Genomic DNA, 15,884 nt, shown 5'->3' on the forward strand with positions numbered 1-15,884 from the left:
GATTATGCCCAAGCGCGATTAGCCGCGGGTGAGTCTGGCCACGGTGAGGCGCGCGGCAGTGTCGACCAGCTGCCATACCTGCTCGAAGTCATGCATGCTGCCGGTATACGGGTCGGGGATTTCATCGCGCGCGTCGATGCCGGCCCAGGGCAGCCACAAGGCGAGCTTGTCGCGCTGCGCCGCCGGGGCGAGCCGCTGCAGATCGCGCAGATTGCTGGCGTCTGCGCACAACAGCCAATCGAAATGCTCGAAATCCGAGTGCTTCACCTGGCGCGCGCGGAGGCCGGAAATATCCACGCCGTGACCGCGCGCGCAGCGGATGGCGCGCGGGTCCGGCGCCTCGCCGGCATGCCAGTCGCCGGTACCGGCCGAATCGACCTGGATGCGCCGCGACAAACGGGCTTCATCCAGCCGCGCACGCAACGCACCCTCGCCCATCGGTGAGCGGCAGATATTGCCCAGGCAGACGACCAGCACCTTCATGGCGATGCCACCCGCACCTGTGCGCGGACGAGATCGTCCGGGGTATCGATGCCCGGCGGAAACGGCTCGGGCGTCACCGCCACGGCGATGCGATAACCGGCTTCCATCACGCGCAGTTGTTCCAGCGATTCGATGCGCTCCAGCATGCCAGGCGGCATGGCCGCGAAGCGTTGCAGGAAGCCTGCGCGATAGGCGTAGATGCCGATGTGGCGCAGCCACTGACCTTCTGCAGGCACGCTATCGCGCTGGCTGGCGAAGCTGTCGCGGTGCCAGGGAATCGGCGCGCGGCTGAAATACAGCGCATCGCCGCCGGCTGTGCGCACCAGCTTCACCACGTTGGGATCGAACAGGTCGTGCGCGCTGTCCACCGGCGCGGCCAGCGTGGCCATCTGGGCACCGGAGTGCTGCAGCAGATCGGCAACGGCACGGATGCCTGCAGCCGGCGCAAACGGTTCGTCGCCCTGCAGATTGACCACGCAGGTCTGGTCGTCCCATCCGGCAATGCGTGCGCATTCGGCAAGGCGGTCGGTACCGGACAGATGCGCGGCGCCGGTCATTGCCACGTGCACTCCTGGCAGATGTTCGATCGCCGCTGCGATGCGCGCGTCGTCGGTGGCCACCCATACCTCGCGCGCACCCGCCAGCAACGCACGCTCGGCCACATGCTGGATCATCGGGCGATCGCCGATCCGTTGCAGTGGTTTACCCGGCAGCCGCGTAGAGGCGTAACGGGCGGGAATGGCGACGACGAAATCGGCAGGCGTGGTGGGTGTCATACGTGCGCGCTCTGGATGCAGTGGGGAAACGAGAGAACCGAATCGCTTGATGCCGATGTGTGATTGAGCGAAGTGGCTGTATTCAGTGGGAGCTGCGCTGCACGACATCAGCACTCAAAAACGCGCTGCATGCCCTGCTCGCAGCCATGCGCACCGATATTTCAGGGCAGACCTCTGCCCGAGTGTTGCGAAACTTCATGCAGCCTGGATGCCACATCACAGCAGCAAGCGCGTCCTCGACGCCTGGCTCGCGATGGTTGGCCAGCAACGTCCAGCTGCATGCTCACCATGGCCCGTGATGCACTCACACGCCCTGCCGGCTGGCCAATTTGTTCAGGCGGTCCAGCAGACTCACCCAGAACGCGGCCGGCAGCTCCGCCTTCAGTGGCACGCTGTACAACCACTCGTCGGCGAACGGACGGCATTTCACCGCATCCTTTTCGGTCATCAGCACCGGCAGGCGGCTTCCGAAGCTGAAATCCGCGGCGCGGTAGACGTGATGATCCGGAAACGCGTGCGGCACCACGCCAATGCCGCGCGCGCGCAGCATGGCGAAGAAACGTTCCGGATGCGCGATGCCCGCTACCGCATGCACGCGCTGCCCGGCAAGCATGCTCAAGGGCTGCGCACGCTTGCCATCCATCGGCTGCACGCTGTCGATGCTCAAACGCATCTGCCACTCGCCGAAACCGGCATCATCGGGCACCTGCGGTGCGGCAGTCGCACTGGCCTGGCCGAGATTGACCACGCGGAAATCGCAATCGCGCGCGCGCGCGGCCGGTTCGCGCAGCGGCCCAGCGGGCAACAGGCGTCCGTTGCCGTAGCGCCGCTGGCCATCGACCACTTCGATCTCGACATCGCGCGCCAGACGGTAATGCTGCAGCCCGTCGTCGCAGATCACGATGTCGCAGCCCGCTTCGACCAGCGCCCGTGCAGCGGCGAGCCGGTCGCTGTCGACACGCACGCGTGCACCGGTTTTCCAGGCGATCAACACCGGCTCATCGCCGCCGAGCGCCACCGGCGTGTCCGCTTCGACCCACCGCGCGGTACCTGCGTCATCGCGGCCGTAGCCACGGCTGGCGACGCCAGGCGTCCAGCCGGCTTCCTGCAGCTTTGCGACCAAGGCGATCGTCAGCGGCGTCTTGCCGGTGCCGCCGGCGGTGACATTGCCAACCACGATCACCGGCACCGGTACCCGGTGGCGCCGGCGCCAACCGCGGCGATACAGCGCCCGCCGCAATGCGATGGCAGCGCCGTAGACCGGCGCCAGGATGCGCGCCGGCAAGGGGATCGGCGTGTTGTCGTACCAGTAACCCGGGGTGCGGGTGCCGCGCTTGCTCATGCCTGGCGTTCGCGGAATTGCATGCCGTGCAGATGCGAATACAAGCCGCCCTGCGCCAGCAATTGGTGATGCGTACCGCGCTCGACGATCCGCCCCTGGTCCATCACCAGCACCTGATCGGCATGCTCGATGGTGGACAGGCGATGCGCGATGACCAGCGTGGTGCGGTCCGGCATCAGCTTGTGCAGGGCGTCCTGTACCAAGCGCTCGGATTCGTTGTCCAGCGCTGCGGTGGCCTCGTCCAGGATCAGGACCGGCGCGTCCTTGAGCATGGCGCGTGCGATCGCCAGACGCTGGCGCTGGCCACCGGACAGGCGCCCGCCCTTGGTGCCGACATGCGACTGCAGCCCCTCGGGCAGTTGCGCGACAAATTCCATTGCGTTTGCGCCCAGAATCGCCCGCTCCAACTGGCCGGCATCGGCGTTGCGCATTTCACCGAACGCCACGTTGTCGGCGATGCTGCCGTCGAACAACATCACCTGCTGGCCCACCAGCGCAATCTGCCTGCGCAGATCCGCCAGGGCATACGCTTGCACCGGATGACCGTCGAGCAGAATCTGCCCGGCCTCGGCTTCGTAAAAACGCGGGATCAACTTGATCAGACTGGACTTGCCGCTTCCGGAACGCCCGACGATGGCAGTGACGGTGCCCGGTTGCGCAACGAAACTGACATCGGCCAGCGCCGGATTTACCTGGCCGGGGTAGCGCGCCGTGACATCGCGAAATTCGATCAAGCCCTTGGCACGCGTCAGCGGCACGGTACCTTGATCCGGCTCGTCCGGGCTGTCCAGCACCGAAAACAGGCGCTCGGCCGATGCCAGGCCGCGCTGCACCATGTTCTGCACATTGGTGAGCTGCTTGAGGCCCGGGATGATCGTCAGCATCGAGGTCATCAGCACGACGAAATCGCCGGCCGTCAGGCGCCCGGCCAAGGCCTGCGCACCGGCCACGAACAGCAGGGCCGACAGGCCGATCGCGCCGATCATCTGCACGGTGGCAGTGGAAATGCCGCGGGTGGATTCGACCTTCATCGCCAGGCGCAGGTTGCGATTGGCCAGCGCGCCATAGCGCTCCATTTCGGTCTGCTGGGCCCCGTAGATCTTGACCTCCTGATGGCTGGACAAGGTCTGGTCGGCAGCCTGCAGCAGCTGCGCACCGCTTTCCTGGATGCTGTGGCTGATACGGCGGTAGCGCCGCGCTACCTTGTCCATCACCCAGGCCAGCACCGGGGCGAGCACCAGGATGGTCAACGTCACCTGCCAGCTATGCCACAGCATCAGTGCCAGCGCACCGATCACCTGCAGCGATTGCTGGATCATGACCTTGACCGCATCCACTGCGGCCTGCGCAACCTGGTCCGAATCCGAGCCCAGGCGTATCAGCATCGAGGGCACCGGCTCCGAATCGAAGCGTGACCCCGGCAGGCGCAGATACTTGGCCATCACCTTGATACGCAGGTCGCGCGCGATGCTGCGTGCGGACTTGCCCATGGCCATGTCGGTGATGTAGCCGGCGACGCCGCGCACCACGAACAGCAGGATGATCTGCACCGGCAGCCAACGACTGACCTCGGCGTTCTTGTAGATGAAGGTCTCGTCGGTGATCGGCTTCATCAACGCCAGAAACCCGGTGGTGCCGGCCGCTTCGATCAACGCGGCGATCAACGCGGCCACCAGCAACAAGCGATATGGCTTGGCAAACGCCAGCAGGCGACGGTACGTGCGCCAGGAAGACACTGGCGCCGGGCGGTCGGTGGAGATGGTCACTGGCGGGTTCCGTTGGTGCTTGTCTTGCCGGTCGTACCGGTGGCGCTGGCCGGGGGCGCGGTGGCGATGGCAATGCGCCGGAAGCCGAGCTGGCCCAGCGCATCCTGCGCGGTCACCACGGCCTGATACGGGGTCCGCGCATCGGCGCGCATCAGCACGGTCTGTTCGCGGTCATCGCTGGCGATCTGGGCGATGGTCTGCTTGAGCGAATCCACATCCGAGCGCAGTACTTCCTGATCGTTGATGAAATAACGCCCATCGGCGTTGACCAGCACGCTCAACGAACGCGGCGGCGCACTGGTGTGCTGGTCGCTGGCGGTCGGCAACTGCAGCTGCAGCGTGGAGCGTGCGTCGAAGGTCGTGGTCACCACGAAAAAGATGATGAGGACGAGGATGACGTCAATCAATGGCACCAGGTCGATATGCGGCTCGTCCTGGCTTCGGTCGCTGCCGATGCGCATCCGTCAACCCTTCGCCGTGACAGGCCTGGCGCCCGCTGCGGCCGGCGCGACGGCTGCCGGCACGACTCGGCCATCGATGGTGTCCAGCAACAAGGTGGCTTCCTGCTCCATCTCGATGATGTAACCGGCGATGCGCCCCTTGAAGAAGCGATGCGCCATCAATGCCGGAACAGCGATGATCATGCCGGTGGCAGTGCACACCAGCGCTTTGCCGATGCCGCCGGCGAGCTGATTCACATCGCCGACGCCGTGATCGAGGATGCCCAGGAACATCTGGATCATGCCGACCACGGTACCAAGCAGACCCAACAACGGCCCGGCCGAAGCGATCGTGCCCAACGCATTCAGGTAGCGCTCCATGCGATGCACCACATGCCGGCCGGTGTCTTCGATACGTTCGCGAATCATGTCGCGCGGGCGGCCGCGCACATCCAGTGCAGCGGCCAGCAAGGCGCCCAACGGCGAATTGCGGCGCAGCGATTCGATGTGGGTGGAATCCAGATTGCCGCGCGCGGCCCACTGACGGACCTCTTCGCCCAGGCCCGGCGGCGTCACCTCATTGCGGCGCAGGCTCCACAGACGCTCCAGCACGATCGCCAGGGCGATCACGCCCAGCAACAGCAACGGCACCATCGGCCAACCGCCTGCCTTGACCAGCTCCAACACGATTCGATTCCTCCGGCAACACGGCCGCCTGTTCGCTGACCGATAGGATAGCAGCCGACCGCCGCCGTTCCGCAGCATCCCATAGCCGCGGCTGCCAGCGCCGCCGCTCGCGCAGTTGCAGGACCGCGGCACCGAGCCAAACCCGTATCGCTCCCGCCTGGGCAGTGTCCAGCACTTCTGCTCCGCCCGACTTCCAGCGTTGCACGACCTCGGCGCGCGGATGCCCGAATCTGTTGCCATGACCGGACGACACCAGCGCCAGGCGTGCGCCGGTCGCGGCGATGAAGCCGGCCTGCGAGCCGTCGGCGCTGCCGTGGTGCGGCACGATCACCAGGTCCGCACGCAGATCCGCGGCGCGCCCGCGCAGCAGGCGGCGCTCGACGATTTCGCCAATATCGCCCGGCAACAGTGCGCTCGCAGACGCGGTCTCGACCCGCAGCACGCAGCTGGATTGATTGCGTAGATAAGGAAACCCAACACCGGGATGCAGGAAGCGGAAGCGCACACCGTCCCACTCCCACTGCTGCCCGGCGCGGCAACGTGCGGTGACGTCCAACGGCGCACCCGGTGGCGCAGCCGTGCGTGCCACCGGCAGCCCCGTGCGCACCGCGGCATAGCCACCGGCATGATCGGCGTCGGCGTGGCTGAGCACGATGGCATCCAGCCGGCGTACGCCAAGCGCGCGCAACGCCGGCAGCACGACGCGCTCGCCGGCATCGAACCCGTCGCGCACCGCCGGACCGGTATCGAACAACAGCGCATGGCGTTGCGTGCGCACCAGCACCGCCAAGCCCTGGCCCACATCCAGCACCTGCACTTCCGCCTCGCCTGCGGCGGGTAGCTCGCGATCCGGCCAGAGCAGCGGCAACCACAGCAGCGCCGCCAACGATTTACCCGGCGTCGCGCGCGGCAGCAACAGCCAGAACGCACCGAGCAAGGCGGCGATCAGGGCAACCCCATCGGACTCGGGCACCCACCACAACGCCACCGCGGTGTGCCCAAGCCAGACGAACCCCGGCCAGGTCAGCTCAAAGCACCAGCCCGCAAGCTGCCATGCCCATACGCCGGTCCCTGGATAGATCGCTTCGAGCGCGGTCCCCAACAGGCACAGCGGCACCACCACGAAAGTCCACCAGGGAATGGCGACCAAATTGGCGAATGGCCCGACCAGCGACGCCTGCCCGAACAGGCTGACCGTCAACGGCAGCAGGCCAACGGTGGCCACGGTCTGCGCAGACAGGAAGCCGCGCACGATGGCGCGATCGTCAGACGGCAGGCACCAGACCAGCCATGCCACGCCGGCGAAGCTGAGCCAGAAGCCAGCCACCAGCACGCTGAGCGGATCCCACAGCAACACCGCCAACAAGGCGAGCGAGAGGACGTGCGCGGTCGAGGCGCGTCGCCGCAGTACCCTGGCGAGGGCCACCACCGCAATCATCAACACGGTGCGTACCGTCGGCAGCGCCAGGCCAGCCAATAGCGCGTAGGCGGCGGCGCCGAGTAGCGCGGCAATCGATGCCGCATGCAGACGCGGCATGAAGGTGCCCAGTCGCGGCTGCCAGCGCCATATGCCAGCGACCAGCAGCGCGAAGAATGCCCCGACCAGCCCGACATGAAATCCAGAGATGGCGATCAGATGGCTGAGCCCGGTCGCGCGCAACGTTGCCCATGCCATATCGTCCAGCCCGCGGGTATCTCCGAGCGCGAGCGCCCGCAGGTACGGCGCAGAAGGGCCGCCGACACGCTCGGCGATGCGTTGCGACATCCGTTCGCGCCACGCATCCACGCCTTGCGGCGGCGCGATCTGGCGTGCGGTTGCAGGCATGCGCACATAGCCCGTCGCAGCGATGCGCTGCGCCAGTGCCTGGCGCTCGGCATCGAAGCCTCCGGGATTGCGCAAGCCGCGTGGCGCACGCAGCTTGAGCCGCAGCTGCCAACGCGCACCTGCATGCAGCGCTGCGCGCGGGCCGATGCGCTCGGCGCCAAAGTCGTCGTACCAGGCCAGTTGCAGGAGCTTCCCGCGCAGTGCCTCCGGCTGCGCCGGCGCTTGGTCCACGCGCAGCTGAAAGCGGGTACGGCGTTGCTCGGCGGTCGGCAGGCCGACAATCTGTCCGCGCACGGTGACATCGCGTGTTTCATCCTGCGGAAGCAGTTGCGACTGCAGGGCATCGGTCACCTGCCACCCCATCGTCCCGAATCCAAAGAGTGCCGCCGCCCCTGCCAGCAATAGCGCACTCCGGGGCGGGCGCAGCCACACCGTCGCGCCGCTGCCCAGCAATGCAACACACACGCAGCCGACGTAAACCATGCGCGCAAGCAGTGTGGGCGACCAGGCGCAGGCCACCACGCCCAGCAATAACGCGGCCGCAATGGCCACCGCCGATCTCATCTGCGGCGGCGCTGCCTGCGCTGACACCTCCATGCTGTCGGTCGCCATCCCGCACCCTATCGATCAACGTCTTCACCTTAGATCGCGGCACCTTCCACGCACAGCGGAGATCTGCCCAAGGCTGGGTAGGAAGAACACTGCGCGGCGCTCGCCGATCGCGAATACGGAAGAGGTACTGCAGCCCGCAACCGCTAGATGCAGTGCGTAGGACAGTGCACACCTGACGATGCATGCCGCAGCAAATGGAGCGATCAACGGCGCAGCACGCGCTCTGGCCCAGCATTCGCCCCGATTTCATGGTGTCGCCGCTAAGGTGAAATCCGTTTTCCAGGAGTCTCCCCCATGCGTAAAGGCATTGCATTGATCGTCGGTGTGACCGGCATCTCCGGTTACAACCTTGCCAACGTGCTGCTCGCCGACGGCTGGACCGTGTACGGCCTTGCACGCCGGCCACTGCCCCACGACGGTGTCATTCCGGTCGCGGCAGATCTACTGGACGCCGACAGCACCAACAGCGCGTTACGTGGCCTACCGATTACCCACGTGTTCTTCTGCACCTGGACCCGCCGCGATACCGAACGCGAGAACGTCCAGGCCAACGGCGCGATGATGCGGCACCTGTGCGATGCACTCAGCGATGCGCCGCTGCAGCACATGGCGCTGGTCACCGGCACCAAGCACTACCTGGGCGCCTTCGAGAATTACGGCAGCGGCAAGGCCGAGACGCCGTTTCGCGAAAGCGAGCCGCGCCAGCCGGGCGAAAACTTCTACTACACGCTGGAAGACCTGCTGTTTGCGCATGCGCAGCAGCACGGTTTCGGCTGGAGCGTACATCGCTCGCACACCATGATCGGCATGGCCAACGGCAGCAACGCCATGAACATGGGCGTGACGCTGGCGGTGTATGCATCGCTGTGCAAGCACACCGGGCAACCGTTCGTGTTCCCAGGGTCGCAAGCGCAGTGGAACAGCCTCACCGACCTCACCGATGCCGGGCTGCTCGGCCGCCAACTGGCCTGGGCCGGGCTTAGCCCCGCAGCGCGCAATCAGGCCTTCAACACCGTCAATGGCGATGTGTTCCGCTGGCGCTGGATGTGGGGCGAGATTGCGAAGTTCTTCGATCTCGATGCTGCGCCCTGCCCCGCTGTGCCTGAACCGCTGGAACCACGCATGAGCCAGACCGCACCTGCCCTGTGGGCTGAGGTGGCCGCGCAACACCAGCTGGTAGAGTCCGACGTCAATCGGCTTGCATCGTGGTGGCATACAGATGCCGACCTAGGCCGCGAGATCGAGTGCGTCAATGACATGACCAAGAGCCGCGAACTGGGTTTCCTCGACTTCTACGACAGCCGCGCCTCGTTCTTCGAACTGTTTACCCGCCTGCGGGCACTGCGCATCATTCCTTGACCGATGCCATGGCATCGCCGCAGGCTGCATTGGCCTGCGGCGACCAGGCGGCTAATGCCCTGGCGGTTGGGGTGCATGCGATCGTGCGCTGCCACTGCACTTCAAAATTCGCCACCATTTCGGCTAACGGGCACAGCACCGGTGACCGCTGAAGATTCCACGCTCATACACGACGCGATCGGTCTGCCAACCGACCGCTTCGCCATGCGCTTACACCGCAGACGGCGCCAATTCGCGCAGCTTGCCCTGGTGTAGCTCCAGCACGCGGTCCAGGCGCCGTGCCAAGCCGCGGTCGTGCGTCACCAACACCAGGCTGGTGCGCTGGGCGCGGTTGAGCTCAAGCATCAGCTCGAACACGGTGCCCGCGGTCTTGTCGTCCAGATTGCCGGTGGGCTCGTCGCCCAATACGCAACCCGGCTTGTTGACCAATGCACGCGCCACCGCACAGCGCTGACGTTCGCCCCCGGAGAGTTCGCTGGGCTTATGTTCGACGCGATGCCCAAGCCCAACCGATTCCAGCAGTTGCAGTGCCTGACCCTTGGCGACGGCCACATCCTTGCCGGACAACAGCACCGGCATCATCACGTTCTCCAACGCGGTGAATTCGGGCAACAAGTGATGGAACTGGTAGACGAAGCCAAGCGCCTGGTTACGCAGCTTGCCGCGCTGCGCGTCGGACAGCGCCGACATGCGCTCGCCGGCCACATACACCTCGCCGGAGGTCGGAATATCCAGCCCGCCGAGCAGATGCAGCAAGGTGCTCTTGCCGGCGCCGGAGGCACCGACGATCGCTACGGTTTCGCCGGTGGCCACCGAGAGATCCAGGCCATCGAATACCGGCGTGCGCATCTTGCCTTCGGCGTAGGTCTTGGCCAGCGCTTCGGCGCGGATCACCGCAGTTGCCTGTTCTGGTGTTTGCACGGCCGCTTCCCGGATCTCATTCATAACGCAGCGCCTCCGCCGGCTGGGTGCGCGAAGCGCGCCACGCCGGGTACAAGGTCGCCAGGAAACTCATCACCAATGCCACCACGGTGATCACTACCACGTCCTGGGTTTGCATATCGGTCGGCAGGCCGGTGATGTAGTACACGTCTTCGGGTAGCAACTTGACGCTGAAAATCGTTTCGATCACGCCGAGGATGCGTTCGAGGTTGAACGTCAGCACGATGCCGCCGATCACGCCCATGAAGGTACCCATGAAGCCGATCAACGAGCCCTGCACCATGAATACCTGCATCACCCCGCCCGGCGACAGCCCGAGCGTGCGCAAGATGGCGATATCGGCCTGTTTGTCGGTCACCAGCATCACTTGCGAGGACACCAGGTTGAACGCCCCCATCGCCACGATCAGCGACAGCAGGATGCCCATCACCGTCTTTTCCATCTTCAAGGAGTGGTACAGGTTGGCGTTTTCCTGGGTCCAGTCGCTGACCCGATACGGGCCGTGCAACTTCACCGCCAGATCGCGCGCCACCGGCCAGGCCTGATCCATGTCATGCAGGCGCAGGCGCACGCCGGTGACGCCATCCATGCGCAGCACGCGCGCAAGGTCCTGCATGTTCACCACGGCCAGGCCGCGGTCGATCTCGTTGTATCCGGCCTCGAAAATACCGCTCACGGTAAAGCGCTTGAGCCGCGGCATCGCGCCCAGCGGCGTTGCCTGGGTGTCGCTGAGCAACACGACGATGCTGTCGCCGACATCCACGCCAAGCCACAACGCCAGCTCCTTGCCGATGACGATGTTGTACGAGCCAGGGGTCAGGCTGTCGACCGAGCCCTGCTGCATCTTCTTGGCCAGCACCGACACCTTGCCTTCTTCGGCAGGAATCACGCCGCGCACGATGGCCGGCTGCTTACGCGGGCCCTGCAATAAGGATTCGGTTTCGATGTAGGGCGCGGCACCGGCCACGCGCGGATCGGACATGGCGACCTCGACCGCATGCTGCCAGTCGCGCATCGGCGCGCCTTCTGCACTGACGGTCGCGTGGGCAGCCATCTGCAGCAGGCGGTCGCGGATTTCCTTCTGGAAACCGCTCATCACTGCAAGCGTGGTGATCAGCACGGTCACGCCCAGGGCGATGCCCAGGATCGACGCCATCGAAATAAACGATATGAAGCCATTGCGCCGCTTGGCACGCAGATAGCGCAAGCCGATGGCAACCGGGATAGGTTTGAACATGCGGTTCAACCGGGAAAGGGACGCTATGGTGCCACTAGCGGCCGCCCCGACGAAATGGCGTGGGCCTGAGCGGCCAGACGCAGTTCACGTCGTTGCGGCGCCGGCAAGGTGTCCGGCCAGAAATGCAGGCGCTCGCGCCGGCCATCCGCTCGCCTCCACGACACCACCGCAAGCGGTCCGCGCCAACGGACCTGCAGCCCTTCTACCTGCATACCGTCAATGCTGGCGGGCGTTTGCGTCCATGGCACCAGCAACTGCCTCACTGGCGAACGCAACAGCTGGCGCACTGCTCGCCCGCCTGCAAGCACCGCGTACGCCGACAACAACACGGCCAGCCACGGTGGTACGCCACTGCGCCACACCGCCCACACGGCCAGCGCTACCAACACGCTCAATGCGCAAATCAACCAGCGCGAGGGGCGCCACTCAAGCCGGCAAGGCGCGAATATCGGCGATGAGTGCGGCGTTGGCGGCATCGGGGCAAGCCTCGTATCCCATGAACCAGCGCCACAACTTATCGTCTTCGCAATCCAGTAGCTGTAGGAAAACCGCGCGCTCGGCGTCAGGAGCCTGCGCCCAGCGTTGATCAAGGTAGCGCCCGAATAATTGGTCGAGTTCGCGCATGCCGCGTCGGCAACGCCAGCGCAGTTTTTTCAGCAGGGTTTGTTCGTCCATTCTCACTCTCCACCGCACCGCATGGCGGGCCAAAAACGACAGCGGCACCTGACCCAAGGGCCGGTGCCGCTGCGAACCACATCCCCGTGGTGGGGAATCAATGCCGTGCAATCAGGCGCGACGCGCCATCATCAGCTTCTTGATTTCGGCGATCGCCAGCGCCGGGTTCAAGCCCTTCGGGCAGGTCCGTGCGCAGTTCATGATGGTGTGGCAGCGATACAGCTTGAACGGGTCTTCCAGATCGTCCAGACGCGCACCGGTGTCTTCGTCGCGCGAATCGATGATCCAACGGTAGGCCTGCAGCAGGATCGCCGGGCCCAGATACCGCTCGCCATTCCACCAGTAGCTTGGGCAACTGGTCGAGCAGCATGCGCACAGAATGCATTCGTACAATCCGTCGAGCTTGCGACGGTCCTCCGGCGACTGCAGGCGCTCGCGGTCCGGCGGCGGCGGGGTCTGGGTACGGATCCACGGCTTGATCGACGCGTACTGCGCGTAGAAATGCGTCAGATCCGGCACCAGGTCCTTGATCACGCTCATGTGCGGCAGCGGATAGATCGGTACCTCGGACTTGCCGCATGCGGCAATCGCCTTGGTGCAGGCCAGCGTGTTGGTGCCATCGATGTTCATCGCGCACGAGCCACAAATGCCCTCGCGGCAGGAGCGACGGAACGCCAGCGTCGGGTCGATCTCGTTCTTGATCTTGATCAGCGCGTCCAACACCATCGGACCGCATTTATCCAGATCGATCTCGTAACTGTCGGTACGCGGGTTGGCGTCGACGTCCGGATCCCAGCGGTAGACCTTGAAGGTGCGCGTGTTCTTGGCGCCCTTTGCAGGGTAATGCTTGCCCTTGCCGATCTTTGAATTCTTGGGGAGGGTGAACTCTGCCATAGCTGCTCTCGTTGGCTCAGGCGATGCGCGGTGCGGACGACAACCGCACCGTGCGCATGAAGGTAAAGATGACGGATGCCACTGCCGAAGCAGTCGCGCAGCGGCCGGCCATGTGCCGGCGCTGCTCCAGCGTCATGCCACGACCACACTGCTGCACCGACTCGCTGCCACGCGCCGAGGCGATGGCAAGCGATGACAAGGCAACGGTGGGTCGCTGCATGCGCATCGATCAGTAAACGCGCGGCTTCGGCGGGACCACGTCCACGTCCTTGCTCAGCGTGTACATGTGCACAGGGCGGTAATCGAATTCGCACTTGCCCTTGTCGTCGACGGTCACCAGCGTGTGCTTTTGCCAGTTGACGTCGTCGCGGTCCGGGAAGTCTTCGTGCGAATGCGCGCCGCGGCTTTCCTTGCGCTGTTCGGCCGAATTGATCGTCGCCACCGCGTTGAGCAGCAGGTTGTTCAATTCATAGGTCTCGATCAGGTCCGAATTCCACACCAGCGAACGGTCAGACACCTTGACGTCTTCGAAGGTGGCGAAGATCTCGGCCATCTTGTCCACGCCCTCTTTCAGCGTCTTGCTGGTGCGGAACACGGCGGCGTCCGACTGCATGGTGCGCTGCATGTTGTCGCGGATCACGGCCGTCGGCGTGGAGCCGTTGGCGTGACGCAGCTTGTCCAGCAGGCCCAAGGCCTTGTCGCAGGCATCGGACGGCAGCGTCTTGTGCGGCTGATTGGGCTTGACCGTCTCGGCACAGCGATTGGCAACCGCGCGGCCGAACACCACCAGGTCCAGCAGCGAGTTCGAACCCAGACGGTTTGCACCATGGACCGAGACGCATGCCGCCTCGCCGATGGCATACAGGCCCGGCACCACGGCATCCGCATCGTCGCCTTGCTTGCGCACGACCTCGCCGTAGAAGTTGGTCGGAATGCCGCCCATGTTGTAGTGCACGGTCGGCAGCACCGGGATCGGCTGCTTGGTCACGTCCACGCCGGCGAAGATGTGCGCGCTTTCGGCGATGCCGGGCAGCTTTTCGTTGATCACTTCCGGACCAAGGTGGGTCAGGTCGAGCAGGATGTGATCCTTGTGCTCGCCCACGCCACGGCCTTCGCGAATTTCCACCGTCATCGAACGCGACACCACGTCGCGCGACGCCAGATCCTTGTAATGCGGTGCGTAGCGCTCCATGAAGCGCTCGCCATTGCTGTTGCGCAGAATGCCGCCTTCACCGCGCACGCCCTCGGTGATCAGGCAGCCCGCACCGTAGATGCCGGTGGGGTGGAACTGCACGAATTCCATGTCCTGCACGGGCAGGCCGGCACGCATCACCAGGCCGCCGCCGTCACCGGTACAGGTGTGTGCGGAGGTGGCGCTGAAGTAGGCACGGCCGTAACCGCCGGTCGCCAGCACCACGCCGTGGGCGCGGAACAGATGTAGCGAGCCTTCTGCCATGTCCAGTGCGAGCACGCCACGGCAGACGCCTTCTTCGTCGAAGATCAGATCGAGCGCGAAGTACTCGATCATGAAGCGTGCGTTGTGCGCCAGCGACTGCTGATACAGCGTATGCAGCATGGCGTGGCCGGTCCGGTCGGCTGCGGCGCAGGTACGCTGCGCTGACGGGCCTTCGCCATACTTGGTGGTCATGCCGCCGAACGGGCGCTGGTAGATCTTGCCCTCTTCGGTACGCGAGAACGGCACGCCGTAGTGTTCGAGCTCGATGATGGCCGGAATCGCTTCACGACACATGTACTCGATCGCGTCCTGGTCACCCAGCCAATCGGAGCCCTTGATGGTGTCGTAAAAGTGATAACGCCAGTCGTCTTCGCCCATGTTGCCCAGCGCCGCGGAAATACCGCCCTGCGCTGCCACGGTGTGCGAACGGGTCGGGAAGACCTTGGTCAGGCAGACCGTCTGCAGGCCCTTCTGGGCCAGGCCGAACGTGGCGCGCAGGCCGGCGCCACCGGCGCCCACCACGACCATGTCGTACTTGTGTTCTGTGATCTTGTAAGCGGACATCGAATTATGGGTTCCTGTTTGGTCGCTGACGACTCAGCTCATGCCCAGCGCGATACGCGCCACGGCAAACACGCTGACGATGGCGCCCAGCACGGCAACAAAACGCACGAGGGTCTGCGCAATCAGTGCGAGCAGCGAGTCGTGCACGTAGTCTTCCAGTACCACCTGCATGCCAAGCTGGGCATGCCAGAACGAGGCAATGAGGAAAGCGACAAGCAAAATCGCATTCCACGGCTTGGCCACTGCGGCGGTGGCGGCGGCGTGATCGGCACCGATCAAGCTCAGCACGAAGATCAGGAACCAGATCGACAGCGGCACCAGTGCGGCCGCGGTCAGGCGCTGGATCACGAAATGTTCGGTACCGGTCTTGGCGGCGCCCAGGCCGCGCACATTCTTCAGCGGGGTACGGTAGCGGCTCATACGGCACCTCCGGACAGCAGTACGTAAGCCCAGATGGCGATAGTCAGCACAAGGCTCAGAACCACCGACAACCAACCCATGCTGATGAACGAGCGCACGGCGTAGCCTTGCCCGAAGTCCTGCAGCATGTGGCGCAAGCCACCGAACAGGTGGAAGGCGAAAGACCAGGTCCAGCCGAACAGGAATACCTGCCCATACCAGGTGGCAGCCTGATCGCGGAAACAATTCCAATGGTCGGGGCCAAGCATCAAGGTGAGCAAGGCAGCGGCAATTCCCAGTGCGCCGACGGACAGTACGATGCCGGTGGCTCGATTGAGAATCGAGGTCACCATCTGTATCTGCCAACGGTATACCTGGAGATGCGGGGAGAGAGGACGTTCGCGGATCGCCATTCGCTGGGCTCGTT

At 64.9% G+C, this 15,884-nt stretch carries 17 protein-coding genes; 1 reads left to right on the plus strand and 16 read right to left on the minus strand.

Annotated elements, in window-relative coordinates; genetic code table 11:
• Positions 1-18: 18 nt before the first annotated feature.
• The 7 genes from ACCQ16_RS11050 to ACCQ16_RS11080 form a co-directional block, all read right to left on the minus strand.
• Positions 19-483: a low molecular weight protein-tyrosine-phosphatase gene (locus ACCQ16_RS11050; protein WP_011347459.1), complete on the minus strand. Its 465-nt coding sequence runs from the start codon at positions 481-483 to the stop codon at positions 19-21.
• Complete coding sequence (gene kdsB / locus ACCQ16_RS11055; RefSeq protein WP_218491495.1) at positions 480-1,259, minus strand: 3-deoxy-manno-octulosonate cytidylyltransferase; 780 nt, start codon at positions 1,257-1,259, stop codon at positions 480-482. The genes ACCQ16_RS11050 and kdsB overlap by 4 nt, the downstream gene beginning before the upstream one ends.
• 304 nt (positions 1,260-1,563) lie before the next feature.
• A complete protein-coding gene (gene lpxK / locus ACCQ16_RS11060; RefSeq protein WP_008576646.1) occupies positions 1,564-2,601 on the minus strand; it encodes a tetraacyldisaccharide 4'-kinase in 1,038 nt (345 codons plus the stop codon).
• The gene (gene msbA, locus ACCQ16_RS11065) at positions 2,598-4,367 is read right to left on the minus strand and encodes a lipid A export permease/ATP-binding protein MsbA (protein WP_011347456.1); all 1,770 of its coding nucleotides are present in this window, start codon (positions 4,365-4,367) and stop codon (positions 2,598-2,600) included. Before msbA ends, lpxK begins: the two co-directional genes overlap by 4 nt.
• Positions 4,364-4,828: an ExbD/TolR family protein gene (locus tag ACCQ16_RS11070; protein WP_277572746.1), complete on the minus strand. Its 465-nt coding sequence runs from the start codon at positions 4,826-4,828 to the stop codon at positions 4,364-4,366. The genes msbA and ACCQ16_RS11070 overlap by 4 nt, the downstream gene beginning before the upstream one ends.
• A 3-nt stretch (positions 4,829-4,831) precedes the next feature.
• Entirely contained in the window at positions 4,832-5,494 is a 663-nt protein-coding gene (locus ACCQ16_RS11075; protein ID WP_372379950.1) for a MotA/TolQ/ExbB proton channel family protein, read from the minus strand.
• Positions 5,385-7,931 carry a DNA internalization-related competence protein ComEC/Rec2 gene (locus ACCQ16_RS11080; RefSeq protein ID WP_372379951.1) on the minus strand — a complete coding sequence of 849 codons (2,547 nt, stop codon included), beginning with the start codon at positions 7,929-7,931 and terminating at the stop codon, positions 5,385-5,387. The genes ACCQ16_RS11075 and ACCQ16_RS11080 overlap by 110 nt, the downstream gene beginning before the upstream one ends.
• A 294-nt stretch (positions 7,932-8,225) precedes the next feature.
• On the opposite strand from ACCQ16_RS11080, the gene ACCQ16_RS11085 reads away from it, so the two are divergent.
• Positions 8,226-9,290 carry an SDR family oxidoreductase gene (locus ACCQ16_RS11085; RefSeq protein WP_014090247.1) on the plus strand — a complete coding sequence of 355 codons (1,065 nt, stop codon included), beginning with the start codon at positions 8,226-8,228 and terminating at the stop codon, positions 9,288-9,290.
• A 210-nt stretch (positions 9,291-9,500) separates the two neighbouring features.
• Here ACCQ16_RS11085 and lolD read toward each other — a convergent pair whose 3' ends face one another.
• The 9 genes from lolD to sdhC form a co-directional block, all read right to left on the minus strand.
• A complete protein-coding gene (gene lolD, locus ACCQ16_RS11090; RefSeq protein WP_057682212.1) occupies positions 9,501-10,235 on the minus strand; it encodes a lipoprotein-releasing ABC transporter ATP-binding protein LolD in 735 nt (244 codons plus the stop codon).
• Entirely contained in the window at positions 10,228-11,469 is a 1,242-nt protein-coding gene (locus ACCQ16_RS11095) for a lipoprotein-releasing ABC transporter permease subunit (RefSeq protein ID WP_008576657.1), read from the minus strand. Before ACCQ16_RS11095 ends, lolD begins: the two co-directional genes overlap by 8 nt.
• Positions 11,470-11,492: 23 nt before the next feature.
• Positions 11,493-11,945, minus strand: coding sequence for a YgfX family protein (locus ACCQ16_RS11100; RefSeq protein WP_014090244.1), 453 nt, complete (start codon positions 11,943-11,945; stop codon positions 11,493-11,495).
• Positions 11,896-12,144, minus strand: a complete 249-nt coding sequence (locus tag ACCQ16_RS11105) for an FAD assembly factor SdhE (protein WP_003482785.1) — start codon at positions 12,142-12,144, stop codon at positions 11,896-11,898. Before ACCQ16_RS11105 ends, ACCQ16_RS11100 begins: the two co-directional genes overlap by 50 nt.
• Positions 12,145-12,255: 111 nt before the next feature.
• The gene (locus ACCQ16_RS11110; protein ID WP_003482787.1) at positions 12,256-13,038 is read right to left on the minus strand and encodes a succinate dehydrogenase iron-sulfur subunit; all 783 of its coding nucleotides are present in this window, start codon (positions 13,036-13,038) and stop codon (positions 12,256-12,258) included.
• 16 nt (positions 13,039-13,054) lie between these two features.
• Entirely contained in the window at positions 13,055-13,258 is a 204-nt protein-coding gene (locus tag ACCQ16_RS11115; protein ID WP_014090243.1) for a hypothetical protein, read from the minus strand.
• A gap of 9 nt (positions 13,259-13,267) precedes the next feature.
• On the minus strand, positions 13,268-15,058 hold the full coding sequence (gene sdhA, locus ACCQ16_RS11120; RefSeq protein ID WP_005916748.1) for a succinate dehydrogenase flavoprotein subunit: 1,791 nt from the start codon (positions 15,056-15,058) through the stop codon (positions 13,268-13,270).
• Between the two features lie 33 nt (positions 15,059-15,091).
• Positions 15,092-15,478 carry a succinate dehydrogenase, hydrophobic membrane anchor protein gene (gene sdhD / locus ACCQ16_RS11125; RefSeq protein WP_008576669.1) on the minus strand — a complete coding sequence of 129 codons (387 nt, stop codon included), beginning with the start codon at positions 15,476-15,478 and terminating at the stop codon, positions 15,092-15,094.
• Positions 15,475-15,870 (minus strand): succinate dehydrogenase, cytochrome b556 subunit, encoded by a 396-nt coding sequence (gene sdhC / locus ACCQ16_RS11130; RefSeq protein WP_029819501.1) that lies wholly within the window; start codon positions 15,868-15,870, stop codon positions 15,475-15,477. The genes sdhD and sdhC overlap by 4 nt, the downstream gene beginning before the upstream one ends.
• Positions 15,871-15,884: the final 14 nt, after the last annotated feature.

This window comes from Xanthomonas sp. NCPPB 1062 (assembly GCF_041481705.2).
In the GTDB taxonomy this organism is placed as follows: domain Bacteria; phylum Pseudomonadota; class Gammaproteobacteria; order Xanthomonadales; family Xanthomonadaceae; genus Xanthomonas; species Xanthomonas euvesicatoria.

Coding starts and splice junctions, on each gene's coding strand:
- ACCQ16_RS11050 (WP_011347459.1), bottom strand. CDS start 483: ATGAAGGTGCTGGTCGTCTGCCTGGGCAATATCTGCCGCTCACCGATG.
- kdsB (WP_218491495.1), bottom strand. CDS start 1,259: ATGACACCCACCACGCCTGCCGATTTCGTCGTCGCCATTCCCGCCCGT.
- lpxK (WP_008576646.1), bottom strand. CDS start 2,601: ATGAGCAAGCGCGGCACCCGCACCCCGGGTTACTGGTACGACAACACG.
- ACCQ16_RS11070 (WP_277572746.1), bottom strand. CDS start 4,828: ATGCGCATCGGCAGCGACCGAAGCCAGGACGAGCCGCATATCGACCTG.
- ACCQ16_RS11080 (WP_372379951.1), bottom strand. CDS start 7,931: ATGGCGACCGACAGCATGGAGGTGTCAGCGCAGGCAGCGCCGCCGCAG.
- ACCQ16_RS11085 (WP_014090247.1), top strand. CDS start 8,226: ATGCGTAAAGGCATTGCATTGATCGTCGGTGTGACCGGCATCTCCGGT.
- lolD (WP_057682212.1), bottom strand. CDS start 10,235: ATGAATGAGATCCGGGAAGCGGCCGTGCAAACACCAGAACAGGCAACT.
- ACCQ16_RS11095 (WP_008576657.1), bottom strand. CDS start 11,469: ATGTTCAAACCTATCCCGGTTGCCATCGGCTTGCGCTATCTGCGTGCC.
- ACCQ16_RS11100 (WP_014090244.1), bottom strand. CDS start 11,945: ATGCCGCCAACGCCGCACTCATCGCCGATATTCGCGCCTTGCCGGCTT.
- ACCQ16_RS11105 (WP_003482785.1), bottom strand. CDS start 12,144: ATGGACGAACAAACCCTGCTGAAAAAACTGCGCTGGCGTTGCCGACGC.
- ACCQ16_RS11110 (WP_003482787.1), bottom strand. CDS start 13,038: ATGGCAGAGTTCACCCTCCCCAAGAATTCAAAGATCGGCAAGGGCAAG.
- ACCQ16_RS11115 (WP_014090243.1), bottom strand. CDS start 13,258: ATGCAGCGACCCACCGTTGCCTTGTCATCGCTTGCCATCGCCTCGGCG.
- sdhA (WP_005916748.1), bottom strand. CDS start 15,058: ATGTCCGCTTACAAGATCACAGAACACAAGTACGACATGGTCGTGGTG.
- sdhD (WP_008576669.1), bottom strand. CDS start 15,478: ATGAGCCGCTACCGTACCCCGCTGAAGAATGTGCGCGGCCTGGGCGCC.
- sdhC (WP_029819501.1), bottom strand. CDS start 15,870: ATGGCGATCCGCGAACGTCCTCTCTCCCCGCATCTCCAGGTATACCGT.